This window comes from Longimicrobium sp., assembly GCA_036389135.1.
Classification (GTDB): domain Bacteria; phylum Gemmatimonadota; class Gemmatimonadetes; order Longimicrobiales; family Longimicrobiaceae; genus Longimicrobium.
The window spans coordinates 21,571-43,300 of the sequence record DASVQP010000101.1 but is presented as its reverse complement, the minus strand read 5'-3'; the positions used below and the strand labels follow the sequence as shown (position 1 = coordinate 43,300).

The window sequence follows — 21,730 nt, the reverse complement described above, 5'->3', positions numbered from 1 at the left end:
TCGATGTAGGCGCAGGAGGGTTCGTTTGACGGATGACAGCATCGCCGCGCGGGTGCGGCGGGAGTACGCGAGGGAGGCGGCGCGCTACGAACGACGCTGGGCTGCGTACCTGCGCGGCAGCATGGAGCTGGTGCGGCCGTGGCTGGCGGAGACGCCGGCAGGCGCGTTGCTCGACGTAGGGTGCGGGACGGCGGTGCTGCTCGATGCGCTGCGCGGATGGGGGATGACGCCCAAGCGGTACGTGGGCGCGGACCCATCGTCGGAGATGCTGCGGAGGGCCGCGGAGAGGATCGGGGACGGCGCGCGCGCGGCGGTGGTGTGTGCGCCGGCGGAGGCGCTTCCGTTCGAGGGCGGCGCGTTCGGCACGGTAGTCTCGGTATCGTCGCTCCACTACTGGCCGGACCCGCAAGCCGGGCTCCGGGAGATGCGGCGCGTGCTGAGGCCGGAGGGGCGGATCATCGTGGCGGACTGGGCGCGCGACTTCGCGACGATGCGGCTGATGGACGCGGTGACGCGGCTGAAGGGCCACGCCATCGTGCGCACCTACGCGGAGCGCGAGATCCGCGCGATGCTGGAGGAAGCGGGGTTGCGGGTGGTGCGTTCGCGGAGGAAAAAGATCGGGCCGCTGTGGGGGCTGTGGGTGGCGGAGGCGAAGAAGGTTGATATCAATCTATTGGGGTGATTAGATTTGGCGGCGAATCCCACGCCGCCTCTCCGCCGTACCACCCGCCTTCGTTCCGCCCTCCCCGCATCAGCGACCACGATGTCCAGCAACACCGAGACGCGCCACATCATCCGCCCGGAGCACTTCGCCCTGGCGCCGCAGCTCCTGGGTATGGAGCTGGCGCGGCCGGCGCGGCGCCTCGCGGCCATCCTGCTCGACCTCATGCTGGTCACCATCCTGGTGCAGACGGCCGGCCCCTGGCTGTTCGCGCTGGCGGCGGCGTACGCATTCTTCCGCTTCGCGGCGCGCCCCGCGGCGGGAGGCTCCACGCGCTTCCTGGTGCGGGCGGCGGGCGCGCTGATCCTCTTCCTGGCGGTCAAGCGCGGATTCGACGCGGCGCAGGAGTACGGGAGCAGCATGATGCGCTCCGCCGCGGCGCCCCAGGTGGCCGCGGCGTCGGCGGCGGGCGGCGGGCGGAAGACGGCCGCGAAACCCGCCAGGGCGGAGCCGGGGGTGGGCACGGCCGTGCGCTTCACCACCAGCCTGGTAGCGTTGCAAAAAGCTAAAAACGCCGAGGAGGCGCGCCCCATCGCCCGGAACATGATCGCGAGCTTCCGCGAATCGGGGATGGACGACGACCAGATACGCGAGGCGCTCGCGGAGCTGGAGGAGGATTCGGGGAAGCCGTGGATGGAGGGGGCGCTGCAGGGTCTCGTCGAGCCGGCGCAGGCGGCACCCCCGCCGCTGCCGGCCGAAACGCTGGCGGTGCGCTACGCCGCCGCCCTCACCGCGGGCGACTCGGCCGCGGCGGACTCGCTGCGGTCCCGCGTGGGCGCGGCGCTCGCCACCGACACCCTTACCGCCCTGGATAAGCAGCTCAAGGAGACGCGCGCGGAAAAGGCGAGGATGGAGCGGCGGGCAGAGGAGGCGGAGGAGGAGCGCGACGAGGACAAGGGGCTGCTGGGGAGCCTCAAGGACCTGCTGGAGGACCTGGGGCTGGGCTTCGGATGGACCGGCCTCTACTTCACCGCCTTCACCGCGCTCTGGCGGGGGCAGACGCCGGGGAAGCGGCTCCTGGGGGTCCGGGTCCTGCGTCTGGATGGCAAGCCGCTGACCATGTGGGGCTCGTTCGAACGCTTCGGCGGCTACGCGGCGGGGCTGGTGACCGGTCTCCTGGGCTTCGCGCAGGTGTACTGGGACCGGAACCGCCAGGCCATCCACGACAAGATCTCCGAGACGGTCGTCATACGTGAAAGGAACCCAGCTCCCGAACCCGCGGCACCACCCCCTTCGTCCCTGCGCCCCAGGCCGTTGCCGGCGCGCCCTGGCCCCGCGCCGGCGCCTCCCACCGCCTGACCCGCGGGGTGGCGCGTGAGCTCGCCGGAGCCGCGCGGCACCCCCGCCTGGGTCGCCGCGCTCGCCGTCGTGGGCGGCGCCGCCACCGCCACGGCCGTATCAAAGCTCTTCGCAGCCTGGGGCCGCCGTCCCACCGCGTTCCAGATCACCGAGACTCCCGAGGTCGGCTCCGAGGACTTCCTCGTGGGCCTCTCCGGCACCATGAACGCGCCGCTTCAAGAGGGCGGCACGGCGCGCCTCCTGAACAACGGGGTGGAGATCTTTCCGGCCATGCTGGAGGCGATCCGCGAGGCACGCCGCAGCATCAACTTCATGTGCTACATCTGGGAGCCGGGGCGCGTCTCGGACCGCATGTTCGACGCGCTGATCGAGCGGCAGCGGGCAGGCGTAAAGGTGCGGCTGATGCTGGACGCGTTCGGCGCCGTGGAGGTGCCGCGCGACCGCATCGAGGAGCTGGAGGAGGCGGGCGGGAGCTTCCAGTGGTTCCACGCGATGGAGTTCGGGAAGCTGACCTCCTTCTACAAGCGCAACCACCGCCGCGCCATCATCATCGATGGCCGCATCGGCTTCACCGGCGGCGCCGCGGTGGCGGACAAGTGGCTAGGCGACGCGGAGGACGAGGAGCATTGGCGCGACGTGATGGTGGAGGTGCGCGGCTGCCTCGCCAACAACCTCCAGTCCGCCTTCACCCAGCTCTGGGCCGACTCCTGCGGCGAGATCCTGCTGGGCGACGACTACTATCCACGCGACGTCGATCCCGAGCCGGATGAGGGCGAGGAGCTGTCGCGCCACATCAACGTCATCTCCTCCCCGGCGGAGGCGTCGCACCCGCTGCGCCTCCTCTTCAGCATCACCTTCGCCTGCGCGCGGCGTAGGATCTGGATCACCTCCCCCTACTTCGCCCCCGACCCGGCGACGCGCCGCATCCTGTGCGACCGCGCCCGCGCCGGGGTCGACGTGCGCCTCCTTCTCCCCAGCCGCCTGACCGACGCGCCGGTGGTGCGCTGGGCGGGGCACGCCTACTACCGCGAGATGCTGGAGGCGGGGGTGCGCATCTTCGAGTTCCAGCGCACCATGATCCACTCCAAGACACTGGTGGTGGACGGAAAGTGGTCGATCGTGGGCTCCGCGAACATGGACATCCGCTCCAAGGAGCTGAACCAGGAGAGCGTGATCGGCATCCTGGACCCCGAGTTCGGCGCCCAACTCGAAGCCACCTACGAGGACGATCTGCGCGGCGCCCGCGAGATCACCCGCGAGTACTGGCGCAACCGCGGGCCCTTCCCGCGGCTTCGGGAAAGCTTCTGGGAGAGGTTCGCGGAGCAGATGTGAGGGGGCGTTGGGGAGGAAGGGCACCGGGCGCGGATCGCCGGGGGCTGAAGCCCCCGGCTGGAACGACGGGAAGACCGCTGAAGCGGTCTCGACGCTTCTGGTGCGGTGTAAATAGGCAGGTGGCGGAGCGGAGCCGGGCACGGGATGCGCACCCCGCAGAGATCCGTGGGTGGGCACCTCTCCTAGCAGTTTGGGAGAGGGGCAGCGAGGAACGAGCGGGGAGAGGGCCCGCGATGCCCGCCGCCCGCGCCGGCCGACGCAAGCGCCCCCTCCCCCAGGCAGTTATTGGGGGAGGGGGCAGCGAGGTGACGAGCGGGGGAGGGGGCCCTGAGCCATCACCGGCACGACCTTTGACAGGGCCGTGCCGGTCCGTTTTCCCCGATACTGCACCTCAGGAGCCCTGATGGATACCTACGTACTCCCCGACGACCTGGTGGAAAGCGCGGTGGCCGAGCACGACGACGGCACCTGGCCCGTCACCGAGGACGTCGCCGCGCTGCGGACCGCGATCGCCAACCTCTTCTTCTACGGCCCGCCCGGCGCCGGCGACCGCAAGTGGGTGCTGATCGACGCGGGGATCCCCGGGTCAGCGGCGTGGATCGAGTCGGCGGCCAGGTTGCGGTTCGGGAGGCGGTCGCGGCCGGCGTGCGTCATCCTCACGCATGGCCACTTCGACCACGTGGGGGCGCTGCACACCCTTGCCGACCACTGGGACGTGCCGATCTACGCGCACCCGCTGGAGCTTCCGTACCTCGACGGCCGCGAGGCCTATCCGCCTCCCGACCCCACCGTCGGCGGCGGGGCGATGGCGCGCATGTCGCCGCTGTACCCGCGCGGCCCCTACGACTTCTCGCGCCGGCTGCGGCCGCTGCCGGCGGACGGCTCGGTGCCGGGGATGCCGGGGTGGCGGTGGATACTGTCGCCGGGTCACTCGCCGGGCCACGTGGCGCTCTTTCGCGACTCGGACCGCACGCTGCTGGCGGGTGACGCGTTCGTGACCACGAAGCAGGAGTCGATGACGGCCGTGCTCCAGTGGCGCGCCGAGGTGAACGGCCCGCCCGCGTACTTCACGCAGGACTGGACCGCCGCGCGCCGGTCGGTGGAGGCGCTCGCCGCGCTGGAGCCGGACGCGGTGGGCACCGGCCACGGCCCGCCCCTCCACGGCGACGAGATGCGCCACGCGCTGCGCACGCTCGCACGCGACTTCGACCTGATCGCCCTCCCCGAGGACGGCCGCTACGTCCGCTCGCCGGCCGTCTTCGACGAGCAGGGCGTCGTCTCCGTGCCGCCGCCGGTGCTCGATCCCGTGACGATGATCCTGGGCCTGGGGCTGGTCGCGCTCGCGGGGCTGGCCATCGGGACGGCGCTGAACAGCAGGCGCTCCTGAACGGCGGGTTGGCCAGTGGAGGCACGGAAAGCGGATCTCCGTGCCTCTTTTTCATCTCTCCGGCGGTAGCGCCTTCAGCGTGCGCCTGTACACGTTGATGAGGTACGCTTCCTGGGTGCTGAACTCGTTGAGCGCCATGTGCTGCGCCTGGAGCATCACCTGCTTGGCGCCGGGCTCAAAGTTCGCCGGGGCCAGAAGGCTGGTGATGGTTCGCTGCGTCGTTCCCTCCATGAAGAAGCGCTGCACCACGTACACTTCCGAGATCCTGGACGCCGTCGCGTAGTCCAGCAGCCGCAGCGCGCCCGTGGACGACGCGGTCTCCCACGCCGCCTCGTGGAGCGGCTCCCCGCCGAGCCCGCCGCGGGGCATCTCGGCCATGATGACGGCGAAGGCGTTGGGCTCCGGGCGCGGTCGCGCGCTGGCCGCGGCGAGGCGGCGGGCTAGCTCGGCGTGGCCGGGCTGCACCTTTTCGAGGATCCGCAGGTTCTGCGTGATCTCCCGGCGGAAATTCGCCAGGACGGTGCGGGCGAGCTGCCGGTCCGCCTGCTTCTGCCGCCACTCGTTCAGCGCCAGCCCCAGCACCACGCTGAGCACGATCAGCAGTCCCTCGGCGGCGAGCCGCGCGCTCCAGCGGGTTTCGGATCGTGGGCGGGTGGGGGGCGGGCTCGGTTGCGGATTCATGGCTTTGCGAAAAGGGTGACGTTCCGGGCCGGCGAGTGCAGGCCCCATCCGAAGTGCTCCGCGATCCACCGCATCGTTTCCGCGCGGTAGAAGCAGACGTGCGTAGGATCGCGCGCGTAGCGCCACCCCGCGAACATGCTGTCGTCCACCAGGATCTCCGTCATCAGGCCGAGCCACCCGCCGGGGCGCAGCATCGCGCCGAGCCGCGCGAACTCGGCGCCGGGCTCAAAGAAGTGCTCCGCCGTCTCCGTGCAGGCGATGAAGTCGTACGTGTGGCGGAGGGCCTCGTGGTGGGGCGCGAAGAAGGGATCGTACGTGCGCACCCTGAACCCGCGCTCGCGCAGCATCTCCGCAAGCGCGGGCGCCGGCCCAGCGCCGAAGTCCAGCCCCTCCGCGCCCGGCGCCAAGCGCTCCGCCAGCGGCGCCGCGAGCCGGTTCAGGAAGGCACGGTAGCGCGGATCGGCGGCATCGTTCTCGTGCGTCCCGTAGTGCGCGCGCTCCGCCTCCTCGTCCGGCCGCTGCTCCGGCGCGAGAAACGTCAGCAGGCACACCCCGCACCGGAAGTAGCGCGCCCCCCGGATCTCCGCGAACGGCCGCACGTCCAGCGACGAGCACAGGGGACAGTTCAACGATGAACCCACGGGTCGAGGCAAGCAAAAGGGAGGGCAGACACGCAGGTCTGCCCCTACGGATTCGTGCGTGTAGCCAGCCGCGGAGCGGCGCCGGGCACGGGCGCGCGATAAATCGCGCCCCTACAGATCCGTGCGCCGTGCGCCGAATTCTCCCCCTCACCCGCCCTGCGCCCCCGCAGGCGGGGGAGGGGGCCGGGGGGAGGGGGCCTGCTTCGGCTTTTCTTTGGTACGCTTCCTGCAAAAGTGGACGAGCGAAGGGCACTTTCGCCAGAAACCAGAATCGGAGGGTGAAGGCTATGACGGACAAGGCCACGCAGGAAATGCGGGAAGAGAGCAACACCATCAAGGACCCCGACAACTGGGTCACCGGCGACGAGCCGATGACGGGCGCCCAGCGCTCGTACCTCCACACCCTCGCCGAAGAGGCCAAGGTAGAGGTCGACGACGAGTTGACCAAGGCGGAGGCGTCGAAGAAGATCGACGAGCTCCAGGAGAAGACCGGGCGCGGGCAGTAGCCCGGCTCGTATCAGAGAGGCGCGGGGGAGATCCTCCGCGCCTCTCCTCTTTCTGCGCCCGCGCCGCGTCGGCAGATTGGCGCCCATGGACGCGCTCCCCATCGAATCCGTCATCCCCCCGCTGCGCGCCGCCCTCCGCGACGCGGGCGCGGCCGTGCTCCAGGCGCCCCCGGGTGCCGGGAAGACCACGCGCGTCCCCCTGGCGCTGCTGGACGAGCCGTGGCTGGCGGGCCGCAAGATAGTGATGCTGGAGCCGCGCCGCCTGGCCGCGCGCGCCGCCGCCCGCCGCATGGCGCATACGCTGGGCGAGCGCGTGGGCGCCACCGTCGGCTACCGCGTGCGCATGGACACGCAGGCCGGCCCGCGCACCCGCGTCGAGGTGGTCACCGAGGGCGTCCTCACCCGCATGCTCCAGTCGGATGCTTCGCTGGAGGGGGTGGGGCTCGTGATCTTTGACGAGTTCCACGAGCGCAGCCTGCACGCCGATCTGGGGCTCGCCCTGACCCTCCAGAGCCGCGCCCTCCTTCGCGACGACCTGCGGCTCCTGGTGATGTCCGCGACGCTGGACGGCGCCCCCGTGGCCGAGCTCCTGGGCGGCGCGCCGATCGTGACCAGCGAAGGGCGCAGCTTTCCCGTTGAGACGCGCTACCTCGCGCGGCCGGTGGAGGGGCACTCCGAGCCGGCCGTGGCGCGCTCCGTCCGCGCCGCCCTCGCCGCGCACGAGGGCGATCTCCTCGTCTTTCTCCCCGGCGCGGGGGAGATCAGACGGGTGGAGGGGCTGCTGGCGGAGGAGGGCCTTGGGCGCGGAGTACGCGTGGCTCCGCTGCACGGGACGCTGCCGCAGGAGGCGCAGGATGCCGCCATTGAGCCCTCCCGCCCCGGCGAGCGCAAGGTGGTGCTCGCCACCTCCATCGCGGAAACGAGCCTTACCATCGAGGGGGTGCGCGTGGTGGTCGATGGCGGCTGGATGCGCGTCCCCCGCTTCGCGCCGCGCACGGGGATGACGCGCCTGGAGACGGTTCGCGTAACCCGCGCGTCTGCGGACCAGCGGCGGGGGCGGGCGGGGCGCGTGGGCCCCGGCGTCTGCTACCGGCTGTGGACGGAGGGGGAGCAGGCGGCGCTCGTGCCCCACGGCGTGCCGGAGATCATGGAAGCGGACCTGGCGCCGCTCGCGCTGGAGCTGGCGGCGTGGGGCGTGCGCGATCCGGCGGAGCTGGCGTGGCTCGATGCGCCTCCCGCCGCGGCGTACTCACAGGCTCGCGAGCTCCTGGCCCAGCTCGGCGCGCTGGACACGGCGGGCGCCATCACCGCGCACGGGCGGCGCATGGGCGGGATGGGGCTGCACCCGCGCCTCGCGCACATGGTGCTGCGCGCGGCGGAGCTGGGGCTCGGCGGGCTGGCGTGCGAGCTGGCGGCGCTGCTGGCCAACCGTGACCCCTTTCGCGCCCGCGACGGCGCGCCCCCCGACGCCGACGTGCGCCTGCGCGTGGAGGCGCTGCGCGGCGGGCGCGCGCCCGCGGGTGCGTGGAGCGTGGATCGCGACGCGTTGCGGCGCATCGCCGAGGAGGCGCGGCAGCTCGCGCGCGGCGCCGGCATCCGGGCGGGCGGCGGGAGCAGCGACGCGGCGGGGATGCTCCTGGCGCTGGCGTACCCCGATCGCATCGCGCAGCGGCGGCAGGGCGGGGGAGGGCGTTTCCTCCTGCGCAACGGGCGCGGCGCGGCGTTCGCCCACCCCCAGCCGCTGGCGGAGGCCGCGTACGTCGTGGCCGCGGAGCTGGCGGGGCATGGGCGCGAGAGCCGCATCTTCCTCGCCGCGCCGGTGGAGCTGGCGGAGCTGGAGGGCCACTTCGCGGATCAGATCGAGACGGAGGAGTCGGTCGCGTGGGATGCGGAGGGCGGCGCCGTGCGCGCGCGCCGCCGCGAGCGACTGGGCGCGCTCGTCCTGCGCGAGTCGCACCTGGCCGACGCGGACCCGGAGCGCATCACGGCCGCCCTGCTGGATGGTCTGCGCGAGCGGGGCCTGGCCGCGTTGCCGTGGAGCAAGGGCGCGCGCCAGCTGCAGGAGCGGCTCGTCTTCCTGCGCCGCGCGGATGCGTCCTGGCCGGACGCATCCGACGAAGGGCTCCTCGCCGGGCTGGAGGAATGGCTCGCGCCTCACCTCCACGGCGTCGCCTCCCTCGCGCAGCTCGCCCGGATGGATCTCGCCGCGATCCTGGAGTCGATGCTCCCCTGGGACCGCCGCCGACGCCTGGACGAGCAGGCGCCGACGCACGTTGAGGTCCCCAGCGGCTCGCGGATCGCGGTCGACTACTCGGATCCGGAGGCGCCGGCGCTGGCCGTCCGCCTCCAGGAAGTCTTCGGCTGGACGGAGACGCCGCGCATCGCCGGGGTCCCGCTCACGCTGCACCTGCTATCGCCCGCTCACCGCCCCGTGCAGGTGACGCGCGACCTGGCGAGCTTCTGGCGCACGACGTACTTCGACGTCAAAAAGGACCTCAAGGGCCGCTATCCCAAGCACTACTGGCCCGACGATCCCCTCGCCGCCACCCCCACGCGCCGCGCCCGCCCGCGTTGATCCACTACGGGCGCGGAGCGGGCTTGAACAGCGCGCGGAACGCCCGTAGCGCCGCGGGATGGTAGATCGTCGAGTGCTGCTCCTCCGGCATCCGCCCGTGGTGCCAGCGCAGCCCGGACGACGGGTGCTTTTGCAGCGAGTCCGCCAGCATCGCCGCGTCGTCGGCGATCTCCTTTTCGTCGCTGCTGGCGAAGTAGAGCGTCTTCCCCGCCAGCTCCCTCGTGCGCAGCCGCTCGCCCGCGCGGCTCACGAGCCGGCGCCCGTTCCACCAGAGGCTGGGGTCGAAGGCGATGTACGTGTCGAACAGGTCGGGCTCGAGGAAGAGCGTCTCGACCACGAACAGCCCCGCGAGCGATTCCCCCACGATGGCGGTCTCGTCCGTGGTGCGGTAGCGGCTCTTCACCTGCGGCATCAGCTCGGTGCGGATGAACCTGCGGAACGCCTGCGACCCCCCCACCCGCGGCGCGATCGCCCGGTCCCGCGCGACCTCCGTGGGCCCGGTCATGTCGCGGCGCCGCTGCGTGTTCTCGATGCCGACCAGCAGAAAGGGGCGCATCGTCCCGTTCCCCACCGACACCTGCACCAGCCCCGCGACGTGCAGGAAGTCCTCCGCCATCCCGCCATCCGGCATGTACAGCACCGGCAGCCGCATCCCCGGCGACTCCGCGTACCCCGGCGGCGCGTACACGTTGATGCGCCGCGTCTCGCCCATCACCCTCGACTCGATCGTGAACGTCTCGCCGATGGTCAGCGGCGCCGAGCTCTGCGCGCGCGCCGCGGACGTGGCGCACACAACGAGGAAGATGCCGAGGGCCAGCCGTTTCATCATCGAAGATCCCTGGGTTGAGAAGTAGCGCCATCGTACGACACCCCCACGTCCACCGCAACCGACCGACTTGACCGCACCGGCTTTCGCCTCCACCGTCCATTCATGAACTATCGTGAGCGCATCACCATTGAACCCGACAAGCGCGGGGGCAAGCCGTGCATCCGCGGCATGCGAATCACCGTGTACGACGTCCTCGACTACCTGGCTTCCGGAATGACGGAGGCTGAGATCCTCGCGGACTTCCCTTATCTCGAAGCGGACGACATCCGCGCCTCGCTGGCATTCGCTGTGGATATCTAGCGGAAGCTGATGGCCGTGCCGAATCTGTGAGGCTCTTGTTCGATCAGAACCTCTCTTCCTGCCTCATTCGGGCGCTGGTCCGACGCATTGTACCGTACCAACAACAAGGCCCGCGGACGCCGATCCGCGGGCCTTCTCCGTTCCTCTCTCCCGCGTCTCCGCGCCTCCGCGTGAGACCGCCGTTTACGCCGCCGAGATCTGCTGGATCTCGACGATCTCGCCGACCATGTGGATGCTCCCCATGTCACGCCGCAGCTTGGCCGTGAAGCGCACTCGCACACCGTGCCGCGCGAACCCGGGCGGCAGGTTGATGGGGTCGTACACCTTGCCGTCGTCGCCGCGAATGGCGAAGAAGCCGCCCTCGATGTCGAACCGCTCCACCGTCCCCGTACCGCTGATCATGTCGCCGCTCCGCGTGACGTAGCCCACGTGTACCGCATCCAGCCGCTCCTCATCCGAGAGCAGCGGAGAGCACGCGCCCGCTACCATGCAGGCGAGAAGGATAGAGGTGAGGCGCGAGGTTTTCATGGCGGACCGGCGAGGCTGAGGACGGCGCGGATCTGCGAGGCCACCCGTAAACGCCCCGGCCCGCCGAGTTCTGACAGGAGCCGGGTGCCGGTGCATTCCCGCCATCGCCGGCGCGGGGGCAAGCACGGGCAGCCACGCGGGGCTGCCCCTACGGGATTGGTGCGGAGGGCGGGTGTCGAGGAAGGTAAAGGGTGGGCGCGATAAATCGCGCCCCTACCGAACGTGCGCTCCCCGGACCGCGGTTCCCCCCCTCACCCGCCCTGCGCCCCCGCAGGCGGGGGAGGGGGTCGGGGGGAGGGGGCCCTCACTTCCCGCATCCACACCCACCACCACCACTGCCGCACGCGTCGTCCCCGGGCTTGCCGCGCGCGGAGGACAGCATGCGCCACCCGCGCACCGCCAGCGTACCCGCCGCGCCCAGGACGATCACGCCCACCGCCGCCGACTGAACCAGCTCACCCGCCATGATCCACCTCCGTCATCCGAGCCCCAGCGCCCGTCCGCCCTGGTACACCAGAAGGGCGGAAAGGTACGCCAGCGCCAGCATGTAGACGAACTGGAAGCTGGCCCATCCCAGGCCGACCCACCCGCCGCCCGTCTCGCGCACGACCACGGCGGCGGTGCTCATGCACATCATGGCGTACACGTAGAAGACCATCAGCCCCACCGCCACCAGCGGCGTGTACACCAGCGCGCCGCTGCCGGCGTGCCGCTCGCCGCGCAGCTTCTCGCGCAGGGAGGTGGAGCCCTCGTCCGCCGCGCCCACGCCGTAGATGGTGCCCATGCTGGCGACGAACACCTCGCGCGCCGCAAAGGAGGAGACGATCCCCACGCCGATCTTCCAGTCGTACCCCAGCGGCCGCACGGCGGGCTCTATGGCGTGCCCCAGCATCCCCAGCGTGCTCCCGGCGAGCTGTGCCTCCTGCGCCGCGTGCTCGCTCGCCCCGGCCGGCGCCTCGGTCTTGGGGTACGTCGCCAGCGCCCAGAGGACGATGGAGAGCGCCAGGATCACCGTGCCGGCGCGCTTCAGGAACATGCTGGAGCGGTGCCCCACCGACAGGAGGAGCGAGCGCGGGTTGGGGATTCGGTACGGCGGCAGCTCCATGATCATGGGACGCGCCTTGCCCCGCATCAGCGTCCGCTTGAAGATCGCCGCCACGCCCAGCGCGGTCAGCGTCCCCAGCAGGTACATCGCCAGCAGCGTGAGCCCCTGCAGGTTGAACACGCCCGCGACGGCGACCGGCGGGATGAAGGTGCCGATCAGGAGCGCGTAGATGGGGATGCGCGCCGAACAGCTCATCAGCGGGAGGACCAGGATGGTGGCCAGCCGGTCCTTGGGGCTCTCGATGGTGCGCGTGGACATCACCCCCGGCACCGCGCAGGCGTAGCCCGAGAGGAGCGGGATGAACGACCTGCCGTGCAGCCCCACGCTCCTCATGAAGCGGTCCATGATGAAGGCGGCGCGTGCCATGTACCCGGTGTCTTCCAGGAACCCGATGAAGAGGAAGAGGATGACGATCTGCGGGAGGAAGACGAGCACCGAGCCCACCCCCGCGATCGCGCCGTCCACCACCAGCGAGTTGAGGTCGCCGGGGGGGAGGATCGATGCCACCCAGCCGCCCAGCCCTCCAACGAGCGCCTCGACGATTCCGATCAGCGGCTCCGCCCAGGTGAAGATCGACTGGAAGACGAGTCCCATCATCACCACGAAGAGCAGCGGCCCGGCCACCCTGTGCAGCGCCACTGCGTCGATGCGGTCGGTGAGCGTGCGCTCTTCGCCGCCGGCGCGCGTGACGACGCGGTCCGCGACCTCGGCGATCCAGGCGTAGCGCACCTCGGCCTCCAGGCTGCGCGCGGAGAGCCCCGCCGCCTCGATCTCGTCGTGCGCGCGCTCCACCGCCTCCGCCAGCCCCGCGATCCCCGCCAGGTGCCGCCCCGGCTGCCGCACCGCCAGCAGGCGCAGCGCCTCCATCCCCGCCGCGGAGGGGTTGAGCCCGCCCGACACCAGCGCGGCCTCCACCGGCTGGAGCGCATCGGCCGCTTCGGGGGGAAGTGCAAAGCGGCGCCCGGGGCGGGGGAGCCCGGGCGCCTTCGCCACCGCCTGCTTGAGCAGGTCCAGCCCTTCGCCGCGGGTGGCCACGGTGGCGACCACGGGCGCGCCCAGCTCCAGCGTGAGCTCCACCAGGTCTATGCGCAGCCCGGCCGCCGTCGCCGCGTCCACCTGGTTCAGCGCCACGACGGTCGGCAGCCCCAGCTCCAGCACCTGCGTGGCGAGGAAGAGGTTGCGTTCCAGGTTCTGCGCGTCCAGCACCACCACCACCACGTCGGGCGCGTCGGCGCCGGGCGTGCGGCCCAGCAGCACCCCCAGCGCGATCTCCTCGTCCGGCGACGACGCGCTCAGCGAGTAGGTGCCGGGAAGGTCCAGCACGGTTACGAAGTGCCCGTCCGCGTCGCGGTAGCGCCCCTCCACCCGCTCCACCGTGACGCCGGAGTAGTTGCCCACGCGCTGCCGCATCCCGGTAAGCGCGTTGAAGAGCGTGCTCTTCCCCGTGTTGGGGTTGCCGATGAGCGCCACATGCAGCGCACCCTCGCGCGCGGCGGGGGCGGGCGAGGGTGCGGGGGGTGCGGCGAGCGTGCCGCCGGCTTGGATCGCTTCCATCTACTCCACCGTGATGTGCTCTGCCTCGGAGCGGCGCAGGGTCAGCATGAAGCCGCGCAGCTTCACCTCCATCGGATCTCCCAGCGGGGCGCGGCGCACCACCTCCACCGTGGTCCCGCGGATCAGCCCCATGTCCATCAGCCGCCGCGTCGCATCCGCGTCGCCGGCCACCGAAGTGACGCGGCCCCGCTCACCGGGGCCGAGCTCCGCCAGCGTCCTCGCCAACGGGTCAGCCGACCGGAAGGACCTGGATGGACGACGCGAGCGACTGCCCCAGCGCCAGCTTGCACCCCTTCACCTCCAGCAGCATCCCGTTGCGCGAGTCCAGCACGCGGACCATAGAGCCCTCAAAGAGCCCCATCCCGCGCAGCCGGTGCGCCTCGCCGTGCTCGCAGTCCATGCGCAGGACGGCGGCCTTGCACCCGGTGGCGCACGCCGCCAGCGGACACCCGCCACACGCGGCCACGGCCGGCGCCTTGTCCCTGCGGCCAAAGATACGCTTCAGCATCTGCTGAGTTCCATCGGGGAAGCTGAAGGTGAGAATCAGTTTCAACTGAGTGGAAGATACAGCGTGGACGCCGGTTGACGCAAGATGATGGGCCTACACCCCCCACTCCACCGTGCGCCGGTGCGGGCCGACCATGTCGCGGCCCTCCAGCTCGGCGATCATGGCCGCGAAGCCGGGGTGCACCAGGGGGTACGAGACGCGGTACGCGCGGCGGAAGATGTCGTAGATGATCTGGCGGACGAGCTGCGCCGGGATCTCCTCGCGCGCGTCGCCCACGGGCTGGCGGTAGAGGATGTACTCCCGGTCGCCGGAGCCGGGCGACATCCCCGGGTGGTAGTAGGTGAAGTCGAAGGATCACGTTGCGCTCCCGCACCAGCCGCCGCAGCCAGGCGCTCTCCGCCTCGATCTCGCCGATCACCCACGCCAGCTCGCCGCGGCCGTTGCGCACGGCGTCCTCGCGGAACGCCATCGCCAGCTCGCGGCGCAGGGTGCGGGCGGCCTCGCGCGAGCGGTACTCGGGGCGCACGGCGATGTACAGGATGAAGCCCGCGTTCACCGCCCGCAGGTACACCCCGATCGCGGTCCCCATCGGCCGCCCTTCTTCGGAGAGGGCGGTGAAGAGGTGGAAGCCGTCCCCCTCCAGCAGCTCCATCCGCGACTCGGCGACCTCGGAAAGCAGGGCGCTGGTGGACTGGCGGTCGCTGGGCGGAAACATCTCCACGATCAGCTGCAGCGCATCGCGCGCGAGCGGATCGCGCTCGTCGCGAATCTCCACGATGTTGGCGTCACGCATGCGAGTCACCCGCGAGGCCGATGCGGAAGAGGCGCGCGGCGTTCTTGTACAGCAGGTTCTCGGATTCCTCCTCGCTCAGCCCCAGCTTCTCCACGAAGCGGAGGTAGCTCGCCATGTCGCAGATCGGCCAGTCGGTGCCGAAGAGGAGCCCGCCGGTGCCGTTGGCGTACGCCACCACGTCGCGCACCTTATCGATCATCAGCCGCTCGAAGCGCTCCTCGAAGGCGCCCAGCGTGAAGCCCGAGATGTCTCCCATCACGTTCTCGTTCTTGTAGATCACCTCGGCCGCGTCCATCAGCCAGGGGTTCCCCATGTGGCAGATGACGAAGTTGACCTCGCGGAAATCCACCGCCGCCTCGTCGATGGTGAGCGGGTGCGTGTACTTGAGCTTCCCCAGCCGGTCGTAGGTGTCGCCCGTGTGGATCATGACGGGCACGCCGAACTCCGCCGCCAGGTCGTACACCCCGCGAAGCTGCGGATCGTACACGTAGAACGCCTGGTACCCCGGGTACAGCTTGAGCGCGTGCACCCGCCCGCTCCCCAGCAGCCCGCGCAGCTCCGCGAGGCTCTCCTCCCCCAGGTCGTAGAAGCTGACTCCCGCCGCCACCCCGATGCGCGGGTCGTCTTCCACCAGCCGCAGGATGTCGGCGGTGGAGGGGCGGTCTTCGTTGACCTTGTAGCTGGAAAGCACGAGCGCGAAGTCGATCCCGTTCGCATCCATCTCGGAGCGCAGCTGGGCGTAGCGCTCGATGACGGAGGGAGGCTGCTCGTCGAAGTAGCGGTTCAGATGGGTGTGGCAGTCTACGATCACCGGCGGTTCCGTTGTGGGGAGTTCGTCCGCAATTCCCCCCGCGACCGCACGACCCATACCGGCAGACGCAAAGAGACGCAGGAGCGCTCCGCGAGCTCTCCTGCGTCTCTGCGCCTCCGCGTGAGGCCAGCAGTTCAGGTCAGGCGGCGCGCATCCACCGCCCGATGTCCGCCAGCGAGGCCTTCCTGCCCGTGCTGAGGATGCCGAAGCGGTAGATCTTCCCCGCGATCCACACCACGAGCACGGTGGTCAGCGCCAGCATCACCAGCGACGCGATCACCTGCGTCACGGGGATCTCCGTGCTCCCCAGCCGCATCGCGTTGGCGACGGGCGCGGTAAAGGGAACCAGCCCCAGCACGGTCGCGGTGGTGCCCAGCGGGTCACCGATGACCTTGGGGAAGAAGAGCACCGGCAGCATCAGCGGGACCATGGCAAAGGTCTGGAACTGCTGCCCCTCCTGGTCCGTCGTCACAGCCGCGCCGATCGCCGCGAAGACGGCGGCGTACAGAAAGAATCCCAGCACGAAGAAGGAGAGCAACGTGATTCCCGCCTGCGGCGTCAGCTTCAGCCCGGCCATGATGCTCGCCGCGCCGCCGCTCTTGAGGCGCTGCCCCGCAATGGTGAGCCCCGTCGCGATCAGCACCACCCAGATCGCCACCTGCAGGAGCGCCACCAGGCCGACGCCCAGGATCTTCCCCATCATCAGGTCGCTCGCCTTCATCGAGCTCACCAGCACCTCCACGATGCGGTTCGTCTTCTCCTCCAGCACGCTTCGCATCACGTTGACGCCGTACAGGAACACCATCAGCCACATCAGCATCGCCATGGCGTACGCGGCGAAGAAGGTGACGATCGCGCTCCCCCCCTCCTCGCCCGTCGCGGTGACGCGCGCGGTGCTCACTTCCACCGGGCGGAGCAGCGCGCGGACGTCGGTGGCCTGCAGGCCGGCCGTGCGCAGCCGCGTCTCCTGCACCGCCTGCGAAGCCGCGCGGCGGATGTCCGACATCACGTCCAGATTGGAAACGTTGCGAGCGCGGTACGCCACCTGGCTGCTCGTCACCACGTCGGCCGGCAGGTGGAGGTAGCCGTCGATCTCCTTGCGGGTGATGCGCTCGCGGAGCCCCGCCTGCACCTGCGCGAGCGGCTGCCGCACCACCTCCAGCCTGTAGCTGCGCCCTTCCCGCTCGGGCGTGAGCGAGGCGACCACCATCTGCGCCATCCCGGGGGGCGCCTCGTCCACCACCACCACGTGCCGCACGGTCTCCTCCCCGCTCATCAGGTGCGGAAGGACGTTTAAGCCGATGATGAAGATGGGGAAGAGAAAGGTGGCGAGGAGGAAGCTCTTCGTCCTCACCCGCTCCATGAACTCGCGCTTCAGTACGATCCAGACGTTAGACATGGGCTACCTCAACGCGGCGGGTCTGCGCGGCACCGGCCACGCGGCTGACGAAGATGTCGTGCAGCGAGGGCTCCTCGCGCTGGAAGCGGACGAGCGGCGCGTCCAGGTCGTTGAGGGCGGCGAGCAGGGCGCGTGTGTCGGTGCCCGGCGCCAGTTCCAGCCTCCACTCCTCCCCCTCGCGCGCCGCCGCCCCGAAGCGCCCGGCCGCCATGAACGCCTCCGCCGCCGGCGACTCGCCCTCGAACTGCACGCGGTACGCGTTCCCCATGTTCTCGCGGCGGATGTCGCGCAGCCGCCCGTCCAGCACCTTGCGTCCCTGCGCAATGATGCATACGTGCTCGCAGAGCTGCTCCGCCTGCTCCATGTTGTGCGTGCTGAAGATGACCGTCTTGCCGTCCTTGCGGTGCTGGAGGATGGTGTCGCGCAGCACCTCCTGGTTGACCGGATCGAGCCCAGACTGCGGCTCGTCCAGGATCAGGAGCTCGGGCTGGTGGATGACGGTGGCGATGAACTGCACCTTTTGCTGCATCCCCTTGGAGAGCGTCTCCACCTTGGCGCCGCGCCAGTCGCCCAGGCTCATCCGCTCCAGCCAGCGGCCGGCCTCGGCGCGCGCCTGCTTCACTTCGACGCCCTTGATCTGCGCGAAGAAGACGATCACGTCCAGCACCGTCATCTTCTTGTAGAGCCCGCGCTCCTCGGGCAGGAAGCCGACGCGGCGCAGCACGGAGCGATCCTTTTCCGGATCGGCGCCGAGCAGCGAGATGGTTCCGGAGTCGCGGATGATGATGTTCATCACCATGCGCAGCGTGGTGGACTTCCCCGCGCCGTTGGGCCCCAGGATGCCGTAGATGGTCCCCGGCGGCACCGCCAGGGAAAGGTTGTCGACCGCGGTGTGCCCGGAATAGCGCTTGGACACGCCTTCCAGCAGCAGTGTGTGGCTCATAGGTACTGTGGGTGGGGCAGGATGTGGTGCCGCGTGCGGCTGGGCCGGCGGTGGGCCAGACCGGGTGGGGTACGCGGAAACGGACGGGGGGTGTCGGGGGGGGAGGGCCCTCACCCCCGTCCCGTTACACTCGACTGCCCCCTCTCTCGATAACAGGAGAGGGCTGCGCCCTCACGTTATCGGGCGAGGGGGCGTATGTCGTTGGGGCGCGCGCAGATCTGGTAGGGGCGCGATTCATCGCGCCCGCCCTCGCCCCATCTCGATCGCCGCCCGGCGCGCCAAACCGGTAGGGGGTCTGCCCACCCCTCTGCGCGCCTCGGCCGCGGCACAACGCGCCCACCCGTGTAGGGGCGGCCCCGCGTGGCCGCCCGTGCCCGCCCCCGCACCGCCGCCCGCCGAACCGCACCGAACGCTCCCCCCTCCCTCGATAAAAAGAGGCGCCAGCCTCTCCTGTTATCGGGAGAGGGGGGCTGGGGGGGTGAGGGCCCCCTACACCCGCAGCTCCGGCACCGCCCCGCTCCCCGCCTCCGGATACCGCGCCAGCACCGGCTCCACCCACTCCGCGAGGAACTCGTCCACCTGCTCCGGAGCGCGGCCCACGTACAGCTCGGGGCGCAGGTCCTCCTCCAGCTCCTCGCGCGTGACGCCGAACGCGCCGTCGGCGGCGATGCGGTCGAGGAGGTCGTTGGAGAGGCCCTCGGCCTTGATGCGGTGGCCCGCGGCGACGGAGTGCTTTCGGACGCGCTCGTGCAGCTCCTGGCGGTCGCCGCCGCGCTTGGCGGCGCGCATCATCAGGTTCTCCGTCGCCATGAAGGGGAGCTCCTCCATCAGGCGTCGGTGGATCATCATCGGGTGCACCACCATCCCGCCCGCGACGTTGTGCATCAGCAGGAGCACCGAGTCCGTCCCCAGGTACGCCTCGGGGACTGCGATCCGCTTGTTGGCCGAGTCGTCCAGCGTGCGCTCGAACCACTGCGAGGCCGCGGTGAAGGCCGGGTCCAGCGAGAGGACGATGACGTGGCGGGCCAGCGCGTTGATCCGCTCGCTGCGCATGGGGTTGCGCTTGTAAGGCATGGCCGACGAGCCGATCTGGTGCTCCTCGAACGGCTCCTCCACCTCCTTGAGGTGCCCCAGCAGGCGCATGTCGTTGGCGAACTTGGAGGCGCTCTCCGCGATCCCCGCCAGCGTCGCCAGGCACGATGCGTCCGTCTTGCGCGTGTACGTCTGCCCGGTGACGCCGTATACCTTGTCGAAGCCCATCTTCCGCGCCACCAGCCGGTTGAGGCGCTCCACCCGCTCGCCGTCGCCCTCGAACAGGTCCATGAACGACGCCTGCGTCCCCGTGGTGCCGCGCACGCCGCGGAAGCGCAGGGTGTCCAGGCGGAACTCAACCTCCTCCAGGTCCAGCAGCAGGTCCTGGATCCAGAGCGTGGCGCGCTTGCCGACCGTGGTGGGCTGCGCCGGCTGGAAGTGGGTGAAGCCCAGCGTGGCCAGGGACCGGTGCTCGCGCGCGAACTCGGCCAGCGCCGCCACGGTGGCCACGAGGCGGGCGCGCACCAGCTTCAGCGCCTCGCGGTGCTGGATCAGGTCCGTGTTGTCGCCCACGTACGCGCTGGTGGCGCCCAGGTGGATGATGGCGCGCGCGGCCGGCGCCTGTTCGCCCAGGTGGTGGACGTGCGCCATCACGTCGTGGCGCAGCTCGCGCTCCAGCTCGGCGGCGCGCTTCGTGTCCACGTTGTCCAGATTGGCCCGCAGCGCCTCGATCGCCTCGTCGGGGATGGGGAGGCCCAGCTCCTTCTCCGCCTCCGCCAGCGCCAGCCAGAGCCGCCGCCAGGTGCCGAACTTGAACCGCGGCGAGAAGATCAGGCTCATCTCGGCCGAGGCGTAGCGCTCGGTCAGCGGATTGGAGTAGCGGTCGGATGCCATGGGCCTTCTGTCTAGGACGGAACCAGGCGGGGGCCGCGCGGCCTGCGCTCCGCCCCCGCGTTCGGTGGATAGGTGACGGCGGCGAGGAAGAGCCCTTCCGGCGGCGCGGGGGGCGAGGTTTCCAGCCCCTCGCGCTGCTCCAGGAGCGCGGCCATGTCCCCTTCCGGGCGCTCCCCGAGCCCGATGTCCACCAGCGTCCCCACCAGGTAGCGCACCATGTGGTGGAGGAAGCGGTTGGCGGTCACGTGGAACTTGAGCCCCACCCCCTCCCACGGCTCCCAGCGCGCCTCGCTGACGATGCAGCGGTCGCCGCGCTCCTCCTGCCCGGCCTTGGCGAAGCGCAGAAAGGAGTGCTCGCCCACGATGGCGGCCGCGGCGCGCTCCATCGCGCCCAGGTCCACGGGGCGGGCGAGCGGCCAGCACCAGGGGGAGCGGAAGGGAGAGTCGGCCTCGGGGGAGAGCCCCACGCGATACAGGTACGAACGGGCGGCGGCGTCGTAGCGCGGGTGGAAGCCGGGGAGCGCGGAATCGGCTTCGGCCACCCACACGTCGCCCGGCAGCAGCGCGTTGAGGGCGCGGCGAAGGGCGTGCGGCGTCCACTTGAGCGGGACGTCGCAGGCGGCCACCTGCCCGGTGGCGTGCACTCCGCGGTCGGTGCGCCCCGACCCCACCACCTGCGACGGCCGGTCCAGCAGGCGGGTGAGGACGCGCTCGACCTCGCCCTGCACCGTGCGCTGCCCCGGCTGCACCTGCCAGCCGTGGAACTCGCGCCCGTCGTAGTGGAGGGTGAGGCGGATGCGGTGGAAGTCAGGGGCGTTCACGCGGCGAAAGCTACCCGCGCGCCCGGTGCTGTCAAGCGCATCTCCCGTCTCGACTCAGCAATAGCTGGCCGCGGAGGCTCAGCGGCGGGAGAAGAGGGCGACCACTTCCCGCGCCTCCTCCTCGCGGCCCGCGGGAACGGGGATGCGGATGTTGTCGCGAGCAGGGCCGGAGCGGGTGCTCCAGCCGATGGTGAACTCGAGCTGGGGAGGCGTCGCCGCCTCGTCGAAGCGCACGCCCTGGAAGCGGTAGGTGTCGTTCCGCAGCACGTGGTAGCGGCCGTTGAGCATGATGGCCGAGGGGGTGATGATGGCCTCGCCGGGGCCCGAGACGTTCGCCTGGTGGTCGCCCTTCGCCATCAGCATCCCGCCCACCAGGATTATCACCGCCAGTATCGCGGTGGCCATGAGCATCGTCCTCCCCTCCTGGCCGCCGCCGCTGCTGCTCACGAGACCCGCCACCATGATGACGATGGTGCCGCCGACCCACTCCCCCTTGCGCCGCTTCACCTCGGCGGTGGTGTAGCCGCTCCATTCGCCCGGCTCGTACACCCAGTGCGCCAGCACCCGCTCGCCGCTGGGGAGTGTGAGCGGGACAGGATCGGGTGCCACGGCGCCCGGGCGCGCGGCCACGGCGGGCGCCGTTTGCGGGGCGTGTGGAGGTGCGGGGGCGGTGGGACGCGAGCCGACGGCCGCGCGGATGGCGTTCTGGTGCGCGGTCTCATCGACGACGGCGCGCCGCCACTTCACCAGCATGTGGATGCCGCTGAGCAGCAGGACCAGGCCCGCGAAGGCCATCATGATGAACACGCCGCGCATCTCGCCCGTGTCCGCCAGCGAGCCTACGATCCCCAGGAGCAGGAGGATCGGCGACATGCACAGCACCAGCGCCGCGGACACCGCGTTCATCGGGTGGGACGAGTTGATCATCGGAGCCGCTCCTGCCCCTGTTTGGTCTTTCGCGCCGCGGGCCCGGGGCGCGCATGTGGCAGGCGCGCCGAAACGCCTGCCATCTCGGGCGCAAGGTTGCATCCAGAACGGCCGGATCACAAGGGCGATGAAATGTGCGGCCCT

At 70.9% G+C, this 21,730-nt stretch carries 21 protein-coding genes; 7 read left to right on the top strand and 14 right to left on the bottom strand.

All coding sequences use genetic code 11. From position 1 onward, the window contains the following. The first annotated feature begins 25 nt into the window (after nt 1-25). The 4 genes from VF584_21385 to VF584_21370 all read left to right on the top strand — a co-directional run bounded on the left by VF584_21385 (nt 26) and on the right by VF584_21370 (nt 4,739). Nucleotides 26-682 carry a class I SAM-dependent methyltransferase gene (locus tag VF584_21385; GenBank protein ID HEX8212743.1) on the top strand — a complete coding sequence of 219 codons (657 nt, stop codon included), beginning with the start codon at nt 26-28 and terminating at the stop codon, nt 680-682. Nucleotides 683-763: 81 nt separating this feature from the next. Then, entirely contained in the window at nt 764-2,020 is a 1,257-nt protein-coding gene (locus VF584_21380; protein HEX8212742.1) for an RDD family protein, read from the top strand. Between the two features lie 15 nt (nt 2,021-2,035). Further along, nucleotides 2,036-3,352, top strand: a complete 1,317-nt coding sequence (locus tag VF584_21375; protein ID HEX8212741.1) for a phospholipase D-like domain-containing protein — start codon at nt 2,036-2,038, stop codon at nt 3,350-3,352. 403 nt (nt 3,353-3,755) lie between these two features. Next, entirely contained in the window at nt 3,756-4,739 is a 984-nt protein-coding gene (locus tag VF584_21370; GenBank protein ID HEX8212740.1) for an MBL fold metallo-hydrolase, read from the top strand. Nucleotides 4,740-4,790: 51 nt separating this feature from the next. Here the strand turns inward: VF584_21370 and VF584_21365 are convergent, their stop codons facing one another. Beyond that, nucleotides 4,791-5,420 (bottom strand): hypothetical protein, encoded by a 630-nt coding sequence (locus VF584_21365; GenBank protein HEX8212739.1) that lies wholly within the window; start codon nt 5,418-5,420, stop codon nt 4,791-4,793. Beyond that, nucleotides 5,417-6,049 (bottom strand): class I SAM-dependent methyltransferase, encoded by a 633-nt coding sequence (locus VF584_21360; GenBank protein ID HEX8212738.1) that lies wholly within the window; start codon nt 6,047-6,049, stop codon nt 5,417-5,419. The genes VF584_21365 and VF584_21360 overlap by 4 nt, the downstream gene beginning before the upstream one ends. Before the next feature lie 299 nt (nt 6,050-6,348). Here VF584_21360 and VF584_21355 point away from each other — a divergent pair, with 299 nt between their 5' ends. Both VF584_21355 and hrpB read left to right on the top strand, forming a co-directional pair. Next, nucleotides 6,349-6,567, top strand: coding sequence for a DUF3072 domain-containing protein (locus VF584_21355; GenBank protein HEX8212737.1), 219 nt, complete (start codon nt 6,349-6,351; stop codon nt 6,565-6,567). 85 nt (nt 6,568-6,652) lie between these two features. Beyond that, nucleotides 6,653-9,142: an ATP-dependent helicase HrpB gene (gene hrpB, locus VF584_21350; GenBank protein ID HEX8212736.1), complete on the top strand. Its 2,490-nt coding sequence runs from the start codon at nt 6,653-6,655 to the stop codon at nt 9,140-9,142. Nucleotides 9,143-9,146: 4 nt separating this feature from the next. On the opposite strand, the gene VF584_21345 is transcribed toward hrpB, so the two are convergent. After that, nucleotides 9,147-9,971, bottom strand: coding sequence for an alpha/beta hydrolase-fold protein (locus VF584_21345; protein HEX8212735.1), 825 nt, complete (start codon nt 9,969-9,971; stop codon nt 9,147-9,149). A 102-nt stretch (nt 9,972-10,073) separates the two neighbouring features. Here VF584_21345 and VF584_21340 point away from each other — a divergent pair, with 102 nt between their 5' ends. After that, nucleotides 10,074-10,271 carry a DUF433 domain-containing protein gene (locus tag VF584_21340; GenBank protein ID HEX8212734.1) on the top strand — a complete coding sequence of 66 codons (198 nt, stop codon included), beginning with the start codon at nt 10,074-10,076 and terminating at the stop codon, nt 10,269-10,271. 183 nt (nt 10,272-10,454) lie between these two features. Here VF584_21340 and VF584_21335 read toward each other — a convergent pair whose 3' ends face one another. The 11 genes from VF584_21335 to VF584_21285 form a co-directional block, all read right to left on the bottom strand. After that, nucleotides 10,455-10,799: a hypothetical protein gene (locus tag VF584_21335; protein ID HEX8212733.1), complete on the bottom strand. Its 345-nt coding sequence runs from the start codon at nt 10,797-10,799 to the stop codon at nt 10,455-10,457. Nucleotides 10,800-11,277: 478 nt separating this feature from the next. Then, the gene (gene feoB, locus VF584_21330; protein HEX8212732.1) at nt 11,278-13,458 is read right to left on the bottom strand and encodes a ferrous iron transport protein B; all 2,181 of its coding nucleotides are present in this window, start codon (nt 13,456-13,458) and stop codon (nt 11,278-11,280) included. Next, nucleotides 13,459-13,683 carry a FeoA family protein gene (locus VF584_21325; protein HEX8212731.1) on the bottom strand — a complete coding sequence of 75 codons (225 nt, stop codon included), beginning with the start codon at nt 13,681-13,683 and terminating at the stop codon, nt 13,459-13,461. A 4-nt stretch (nt 13,684-13,687) separates the two neighbouring features. Further along, nucleotides 13,688-13,966 (bottom strand): FeoA family protein, encoded by a 279-nt coding sequence (locus tag VF584_21320; GenBank protein HEX8212730.1) that lies wholly within the window; start codon nt 13,964-13,966, stop codon nt 13,688-13,690. A 93-nt stretch (nt 13,967-14,059) separates the two neighbouring features. After that, complete coding sequence (locus VF584_21315) at nt 14,060-14,290, bottom strand: hypothetical protein (protein ID HEX8212729.1); 231 nt, start codon at nt 14,288-14,290, stop codon at nt 14,060-14,062. A 461-nt stretch (nt 14,291-14,751) separates the two neighbouring features. After that, complete coding sequence (locus tag VF584_21310; GenBank protein ID HEX8212728.1) at nt 14,752-15,570, bottom strand: amidohydrolase family protein; 819 nt, start codon at nt 15,568-15,570, stop codon at nt 14,752-14,754. Nucleotides 15,571-15,709: 139 nt separating this feature from the next. Next, nucleotides 15,710-16,969, bottom strand: a complete 1,260-nt coding sequence (locus VF584_21305) for an ABC transporter permease (protein HEX8212727.1) — start codon at nt 16,967-16,969, stop codon at nt 15,710-15,712. After that, entirely contained in the window at nt 16,962-17,912 is a 951-nt protein-coding gene (locus tag VF584_21300) for an ATP-binding cassette domain-containing protein (GenBank protein HEX8212726.1), read from the bottom strand. The genes VF584_21305 and VF584_21300 overlap by 8 nt, the downstream gene beginning before the upstream one ends. Before the next feature lie 489 nt (nt 17,913-18,401). After that, on the bottom strand, nt 18,402-19,838 hold the full coding sequence (gene purB, locus VF584_21295) for an adenylosuccinate lyase (GenBank protein HEX8212725.1): 1,437 nt from the start codon (nt 19,836-19,838) through the stop codon (nt 18,402-18,404). Nucleotides 19,839-19,849: 11 nt separating this feature from the next. Beyond that, entirely contained in the window at nt 19,850-20,659 is an 810-nt protein-coding gene (gene truA / locus VF584_21290; protein ID HEX8212724.1) for a tRNA pseudouridine(38-40) synthase TruA, read from the bottom strand. Nucleotides 20,660-20,737: 78 nt separating this feature from the next. Continuing rightward, nucleotides 20,738-21,586 carry a hypothetical protein gene (locus tag VF584_21285; GenBank protein ID HEX8212723.1) on the bottom strand — a complete coding sequence of 283 codons (849 nt, stop codon included), beginning with the start codon at nt 21,584-21,586 and terminating at the stop codon, nt 20,738-20,740. Nucleotides 21,587-21,730: the final 144 nt, after the last annotated feature.

What these genes read in the sequence shown, in the direction of transcription:
- VF584_21380 (HEX8212742.1), top strand. Translation starts at nt 764, where the DNA reads ATGTCCAGCAACACCGAGACGCGCCACATCATCCGCCCGGAGCACTTC.
- VF584_21370 (HEX8212740.1), top strand. Translation starts at nt 3,756, where the DNA reads ATGGATACCTACGTACTCCCCGACGACCTGGTGGAAAGCGCGGTGGCC.
- VF584_21365 (HEX8212739.1), bottom strand. Translation starts at nt 5,420, where the DNA reads ATGAATCCGCAACCGAGCCCGCCCCCCACCCGCCCACGATCCGAAACC.
- VF584_21355 (HEX8212737.1), top strand. Translation starts at nt 6,349, where the DNA reads ATGACGGACAAGGCCACGCAGGAAATGCGGGAAGAGAGCAACACCATC.
- hrpB (HEX8212736.1), top strand. Translation starts at nt 6,653, where the DNA reads ATGGACGCGCTCCCCATCGAATCCGTCATCCCCCCGCTGCGCGCCGCC.
- VF584_21345 (HEX8212735.1), bottom strand. Translation starts at nt 9,971, where the DNA reads ATGATGAAACGGCTGGCCCTCGGCATCTTCCTCGTTGTGTGCGCCACG.
- VF584_21340 (HEX8212734.1), top strand. Translation starts at nt 10,074, where the DNA reads ATGAACTATCGTGAGCGCATCACCATTGAACCCGACAAGCGCGGGGGC.
- VF584_21335 (HEX8212733.1), bottom strand. Translation starts at nt 10,799, where the DNA reads ATGAAAACCTCGCGCCTCACCTCTATCCTTCTCGCCTGCATGGTAGCG.
- feoB (HEX8212732.1), bottom strand. Translation starts at nt 13,458, where the DNA reads ATGGAAGCGATCCAAGCCGGCGGCACGCTCGCCGCACCCCCCGCACCC.
- VF584_21320 (HEX8212730.1), bottom strand. Translation starts at nt 13,966, where the DNA reads ATGCTGAAGCGTATCTTTGGCCGCAGGGACAAGGCGCCGGCCGTGGCC.
- VF584_21315 (HEX8212729.1), bottom strand. Translation starts at nt 14,290, where the DNA reads ATGTCGCCCGGCTCCGGCGACCGGGAGTACATCCTCTACCGCCAGCCC.
- VF584_21305 (HEX8212727.1), bottom strand. Translation starts at nt 16,969, where the DNA reads ATGTCTAACGTCTGGATCGTACTGAAGCGCGAGTTCATGGAGCGGGTG.
- VF584_21300 (HEX8212726.1), bottom strand. Translation starts at nt 17,912, where the DNA reads ATGAGCCACACACTGCTGCTGGAAGGCGTGTCCAAGCGCTATTCCGGG.
- purB (HEX8212725.1), bottom strand. Translation starts at nt 19,838, where the DNA reads ATGGCATCCGACCGCTACTCCAATCCGCTGACCGAGCGCTACGCCTCG.
- VF584_21285 (HEX8212723.1), bottom strand. Translation starts at nt 21,586, where the DNA reads ATGATCAACTCGTCCCACCCGATGAACGCGGTGTCCGCGGCGCTGGTG.